This is a genomic window from Catenulispora pinisilvae (assembly GCF_015356865.1).
Taxonomy (GTDB): Bacteria; Actinomycetota; Actinomycetes; order Streptomycetales; family Catenulisporaceae; genus Catenulispora; species Catenulispora pinisilvae.
The window spans coordinates 1-6,485 of sequence record NZ_JAAFZA010000384.1 but is presented as its reverse complement, the minus strand read 5'-3'; the positions used below and the strand labels follow the sequence as shown (position 1 = coordinate 6,485).

3 protein-coding genes are annotated in these 6,485 nt (G+C 70.0%); 1 reads left to right on the top strand and 2 read right to left on the bottom strand.

The window, feature by feature from the left end:
- The coding region (gene eccCa, locus IZR01_RS47245; protein WP_194927668.1) for a type VII secretion protein EccCa at positions 1-2,828 on the bottom strand (2,828 nt) is incomplete at its 3' end.
- 43 nt (positions 2,829-2,871) lie between these two features.
- Here eccCa and IZR01_RS47240 point away from each other — a divergent pair.
- The gene (locus IZR01_RS47240) at positions 2,872-4,785 is read left to right on the top strand and encodes an EsaB/YukD family protein (RefSeq protein WP_194927667.1); all 1,914 of its coding nucleotides are present in this window, start codon (positions 2,872-2,874) and stop codon (positions 4,783-4,785) included.
- Positions 4,786-4,814: 29 nt separating this feature from the next.
- On the opposite strand, the gene IZR01_RS47235 is transcribed toward IZR01_RS47240, so the two are convergent.
- Positions 4,815-6,173 (bottom strand): HNH endonuclease signature motif containing protein, encoded by a 1,359-nt coding sequence (locus IZR01_RS47235; RefSeq protein WP_194927666.1) that lies wholly within the window; start codon positions 6,171-6,173, stop codon positions 4,815-4,817.
- Between the last annotated feature and the right edge of the window lie 312 nt (positions 6,174-6,485).

Here is a 6,485-nt window from a genome sequence, read left to right as displayed (position 1 = left end):
TCGCAGACCCCCGCCTCGCCGACCCCCGCCTCGCCGGCGGCCTCCCGCCGGTCGAGCATCCCGACGGCCTCGGCGACGATCCGCCGCACCAGCTCGGGATTCGCCCGCCCGGCGACCGCCGAGACGTGCGGCATCCCGGCCAGCGGTGCGAGCGTCCCGCCTCCGAGGTCGACGACCAGGAAGCGCACCTCCGTGGGCGTGTGGGTCAGCGCGAGGCCGAACATCAGCGTGCGCAACGTCGTCGACTTGCCTGACCGCGGCCCGCCGGCGACCAGCACGTGCCCGCCGGCGCCGGACAGGTCCAGCACATACGGATCCTGACGCTGGTGGGCCGGCCGGTCGATGATGCCCACCGGCACGCGCAACTGACCGTTGCCCTGCCAGCCTGCTGCCGACAGCCCGCGGTCTGCGCTGACCGCGAGGCCGGGCAGCAAGCTCTCCAGCGTCGGCGGCTTGGCCAGCGGCGGCAGCCAGACCTGGTGTGCCGCCGGCCCGAACCCGGCCAACCGGTCCACGATCACGTCGAGCACCGTCGCGGCCGACTTCTGGTAGTCCCCGACCGGCTCCAGCGCATTCAACGACGAGGTATTACCCAGACTTCGCTCCCGTTCTGTAGAGCCGGCGCGCAATGCCAGGACCGGCGCCTGATGGAGGGCGGTGAACCAGACCGGGCGCTGGTGGAGCGCGCGGCGCGTCACCGGCGCCGAAGGCGCTTTGGCGGCGCGGCCATAGGACCCTGATACATAAGCGGCCTTGAACCGGGTCATCGACTCGTTGTCGAACTTCAGATATCCGGACCCCGGCACGCTCGGCAGGTTGTGGGCGTCCGAGACACCGAGCACGGCGCGCGACTCGGCGGCGGAGAAGGTCTTCAATCCCAGCCGGTAGGAAAGGAAGGTATCGAGCCCACGCAGCCGCCCCTCCTCCAACCGCTGCGAGGCCAGCAAGAGGTGCACGCCAAGGGAGCGCCCGATGCGGCCGATCTGTAAGAACATCTCGATGAACTCCGGCCGCGCGGTGAGCAGTTCGGAGAACTCGTCGACGACCAGCAGCAGCGACGGCAGCGGAACCAGGCTCGCGTTGCCCGCGCGGGCCTTCTCGTAGTCGTGCACGTTCTTCACGTTCCCGGCACGCTTCAGCAGCTCCTGGCGGCGGTTCAGCTCGCCGGTCAGCGCGTCGCGCATCCGGTCCACCAAGGTCAGGTCGTCCGCGAGGTTGGTGATCACCGCGGCCACATGCGGCAGCGCCGCCAAACCCGCGAACGTCGCGCCGCCCTTGAAGTCGGCCAGGATGAAGTTGACCTGCTCGCTCGAATGCGTCAGGGCCAACGCGGAGACCAGGCTGCGCAAGAGTTCTGATTTGCCCGAGCCGGTCGCACCGATGCACAGACCGTGCGGACCCATGCCGCCGAGCGCGGCCTCCTTCAGATCCAGCAGAACCGGTTCGCCGTCCTCGCCGACCCCGATCGGCACGCGCAAGCGCTCGTTCGGCGAGCTCGCGCCACGCTGCCACAAGCTCGGCGCATAGATCTCGGCGGCGTCCTCGATCCCGAGCAGGTCGGTGAAGTCCAGCGCCGACAGCAGTGGCTCCTCGCCGCCACCGGCCGACAGGTGCAGCGGAGCCAGCTGCCGGGCCAGCGCTTCGGCCTGCGCCAGGCTCAGCGTGTCGACGCGAACCGTGAAGCCACGCTCGCCGGAACCGGTCCGGCCATCCGGCAATTCCACGGTCGCGGTGCGGTCGGGGCCGATCTGCACTGCCATCTGGTGTCGCTTGGACCGTTGCCGCGGGTCGGTCGCGGCCACGATCTCGACGACCGTCGCGCCCAGCAAGCCATCGTCGGGGATCAGCTGCACGTCGGCCGACGGCTTCGACGCGTTGTCGAGGATGACGATCACATGCGGGCGATCGATCAACGAGACGATCGACGTGAACCGGGGTCGCTCGCCCAGCAGTTCCTCCAGGCCCGCCTCGGCGTCCGCCGGATCGTCGTAGATCATGCGCTGCTGGCCGGCGGCATCCTGCGCGCTCGGGTGCTGGGCGTGCGGCAGCCACTTGAGCCAGTCCCAGCGCGGGATCCGGTCGCTGTCCGCGACGACGCAGACCTTGAGGTCGTCGGGGGAGTGGAACGTCACCAGCTGTGCCACCAGCGCACACACCGCCGAAGATCCGGACCCACCGCCCACGACGAGGCGCGAGATCGACCGCAGCGGGATCGCGACCGGCTGATCCGGCAGGGTCCCGTGGACCGCGAGCAGGCGGCGCAGCGCGTCCGCGCACATCGGCTCCAGCTCCTGCATCGGAGCGGTCTCCGGCGGCACCAGCCGTGTCGCCAGGCGCGCGGTACCCCGGCCGATCCGTACGGTCAGGAAGTCCGGGTCGGACTGTCGCCGCTCCCACAGCCGTTCGCGCAGCGCGACCAGACTCCACAACGTGTCCGGGTCCGGATTCGCATAGCGGGCAGCCACCTTCTGAGCCCGCGCCGCAGCCGCGACTTCTGTTCGGGCAAGCGCGAGATGCCGCAGGTAGTCGCGCCGGGCGTCCGCCGACTTCCCCTTGCCGCCGTTGCGCTGCCGGACCGCCGACACCAGGCCGAACACCAGGCTGGAGGCGAACGTCACGGCACCGATGATCATCATCAGGGCATTGGCGCCCGGTACGAAGAAGAACACCACCGACCCCAGTCCGGCCACCATCGGCAGCAGGTTCAGGGCCCAATGCCCGTCCCCGCCGCCGCGCGGTACTTCCGGCGGCGGATGCAGGACCACGGAGCCGCTCGGCATTTCCGGCGACGGGCGACGCGGTCCGCGGATGACAGAGGTCGTACTCACCTGTGAAGGGTATTCGGAGTGACCGGCTGGCTACCATTACGGCATGACTGCAGGTTCCGGGGTCGCCGGGCGACCCGGCACGGCAACCGGCCACTGCCGGGTCACCGTCGTCGCCCCCACCCGTCGCGTCGATGTGGCGCTGCCCGATGACGTCCCGCTGGCCGAACTGCTCCCGGAACTCCTCCGCCTCGTCGGCGACCCGCTTGTGACCCCGGCCGCGATCGCCGCCGCCCTCACCGGCTACGTCCTCACCGGCGCCGACGGCGTCCCGCTGGACACCGCCACGTCGTTGACGGAGCAGGGCGTGGTCCACGGCAGCGTGCTGCGCCTGCGCTCCGCCGACGACGTCCCCGAGCCCGCGGTCCACGACGACATCGCGGACGCCGTCGCCGAAGCGGTCATCGCCGGCGGTTCGCAGTGGAGCGTCGCCGCCTTGCGCGCGACGGCTCTGGCCGTCGTCGCCGTCGCCTCGGCGCTCGGCGCGGTGGTGCTCTGGTCCTCCAACACTGGGACGTTCCACGGCTGGAAGGGCTTGATCGCAGGCGCGATCACGCTGGTGTTGTTCGGGCTCGCGATCTGGCGGGCCCGGTACGACCAGTCCGCCGTCGGGCGGGGTAGTTATTACGGGTACGGAGACAGCGCTGGGCCGGCTGGGCCTTCCGGTCTTCCGCGACGTGGCCGACTCCACGGTCATCCGGCTATTGCACACGATCGAGTGAATCCTCGCGATGCCGAACCGGGCTACCAGTCGACGTCGAGCTTCGGCCCGCCACTTGGTCAGAGCCCTGCGTATGGCTACTCGTACGAGGACCCGGACTCCGGCCACGCCGAACCGGAGACGAGCTTCGATCTCTCGTCGTTCGGTGCTGACGTTCCCGACCCGCGGCCTGCCACGACTCGTTCTGTCTCCAGCGCCGCGGCCAACCGCGCCACCCGCAGTGTCCGCGACGGCGGCCTCGGCAGCCTCGCGGCCTGGCCCACCGTCGCCGAAGCGATGGCCTGGGCGACCGGCGCGCACCACCAGCGTGACTACACGGCGGCAGTCGTGCTGTCGGCGTCGTCGCTCCCTTACGCCTTCATCGCCGGCGCGGGCCTGCTCTCCGCCGATCCCGCGACCGGCCACGGTCTCGGCCGTGCCCACTTCACCGCCGGGGCCATCGCGGTCCTCATCGTGGCCCTCGCCGCGATCATCGGCGTCGGCCGCCGGATCGCGGTGCCGGTGGCAGGGGCGACCGTAGGCCTGGTCGCCACCGCCGCCGGTATCGGCTTGCTGGTGACCAAGGCGAGCCCAGCCGCCGGCATCGGCGTCGTCGCCGCCTTCTGCGCTTTGGCCGTCGAACTGCTGCCCTTCGCCGCGATGGCCGCCGCCCGCTTCGTCATCGAACCCCCGACCAGCGGCGTCGAACCCGGCGACTTCGAAGGCTCGCCGGTCAACAACTACGTGGTCGGCCTGCGCGTGGCCCGCACCCTCGACATGCTGACCGGCCTGACGGCGGGCGTCGGCACCCTGCTCGTGCTCAGCGTCGCCCTCCTCGTCATCCCGATCAGCGCCATGCAGACCTCGTCGCGCGGACCGCACACGGTCTGGGAGCAGGCGCTCGCGATCCTCGTCTCCGGCGTGATGCTCTGCCGTGCCCGGCTCTTTCGCGAACGCGCCCAGGTCCTCGCCGCGGCTATCAGCGGCCTGACCGGCCTGGTGATCGCCTTCAGCGCGATGGCCGCGAACGCCTTGCCCGACCTCCGTGCCATGTGGCTCGCCCCGCTCCTGATCGTGATCGCGCTCTTGGCCCTCGGCCTGGCCTCCATCCGCCCCCGCCGCGGCACCTCCGAACCGATCATGCCGCCGCGCTGGGCCCGCGCCGTCGAGATGGTCGAGGGCGTGATCCTCCTTGCCGTGCTGCCGGTGCTGATGGCCGTTCTCGGCGTCTACGGACAGGTGCGCAACCTGAAGGGCTGACCGCCAGACCCGCCGGATGATGCCGTTCATCACGCAACACCGCCCGCAGACTCCGCACGCTGGGACTTCGCGCTCGCGACTTCCGCATCCTCAGCCTCCGGCCGCCACGGACTCGGCCCCGGATACCAGGCTGGCGTGTCGGCGTACCAGGGCACCCGCGGCCGATCGAACTTCCGCCGCTCGTTGTGGGCCTTGACCTCCGCTTCCTGCCACCCGTGCTGGCGCAGCCACAGCTCATCGTGCAGCTCCCGATGATGCCGACGGCACAGCAGCCGCATCTGGTGCACATCGGTATGGCCGCCCTCAGCCCACGGCATGTCATGGTGTGCGTCGCACTCACGCGTCGGCCGATCACACCCCGCCGCCGTGCAACCCCCGTCGCGCACGGCCATCGCCTCGTACTGGGCCCGCGTCGCACGCCGCCGCTTCCGCCCCTGCCACAGAACCTCCCCGTCCCCATCCACCAACACCGCCCGCAACGCCGCCTCGCACCGCAACATGTGCGCCTCCGCCGCCGGCACAGCCCGCCCACGCCCCGTCCGCGCAGCCGGCGCCCCCGGCAACCCCAGCGCCGCATCGGCCCGCATCACAATGGTCATGGTCGTCGGACCGTTATGCCGCTGCGGCAGATCCCCCGTCCGAAGCCGGTCCTCCGCGATCTGCACCAGGGCATCAGCCCGCGCCTGGGCGAGATCATCGGCCTGGTCAGCCTGCCCACTCTCGTCCCCGGCCAGCGCATCCAACGCCGTCAGCAACACATCACCACCGGTGGTGGACAGAAACCCACCGGGCAGATAGCCATCCAGCACCGGCGTCATAAAGAACCCGCGCTTCTCCTCAGCAGCCCGAGCCCGATTGAGCACCGTCGCCGGCGCCACCCGATGCGCAGCATCCTCAGCATGCTGCCGCAGACTCTCGGCCCCCTCAGCCACAGCCCTGGCAATCAGCGCCCGACGAACCTGCTCAACCACCGCATCCGGCTGCTGCACCAGCGCAGCCAACGCCTCAGCAATAATCCGCGCCTGCGGCGCCGAGATATCCCCGGTCCGCAGCGCCTCCTCAGTCAGCGGATCCTTCCGCAACGCCTTGACCGTGGCTATCAGCCGCCCAGCATCCCCCCGCGTCCGCCCAAGATTGACAATGAGCGCCTTACGAGCAGCATCAGTAGCGCGCCACGACAACTCCTCGCGCGTAGTCTCCGGCGTCTGCACCGGATCACCCCGGTCATGCCACGTCCGGACACACCGGACCAGCACCCCCTCCGCAGCCCGCGACACCTGCTCCGCAGCCTTGGCCACAGCCAAGCTGCCATCAGCGTCGTAGCCGAGCGGATCGAGCGCAGCCAGGCAAGCCGTGGCATCACTGAGCTGGCGCAGCGGGTCGACCATCGTCGTATCCCTTCGACGTGTTCCCCGCACGCCTGTTCTGACACGATCCACGATAGCTGGCCAAACAGATAGATGTGGCCTAAATAGACTATCTCTAACTACTCATATAAAAACACCCATACCACTCCCACGACCCTACCCAGCAAACACCAGCCACGTCACCGCACCTTGCCCCACCCAAAGCCAGTACCTTCCCAACGCCGACCACAACCGAGCCACCCAGTGGCGCCGACGGCCCCACTCAAGCCCGCCGCACCCTCCGCCACACCCCAAACGCAATCACCGCACCAACAACCACCGCCCCACCAACAA

What these genes read in the sequence shown, in the direction of transcription:
- IZR01_RS47235 (WP_194927666.1), bottom strand. Translation starts at nt 6,173, where the DNA reads ATGGTCGACCCGCTGCGCCAGCTCAGTGATGCCACGGCTTGCCTGGCT.
- IZR01_RS47240 (WP_194927667.1), top strand. Translation starts at nt 2,872, where the DNA reads ATGACTGCAGGTTCCGGGGTCGCCGGGCGACCCGGCACGGCAACCGGC.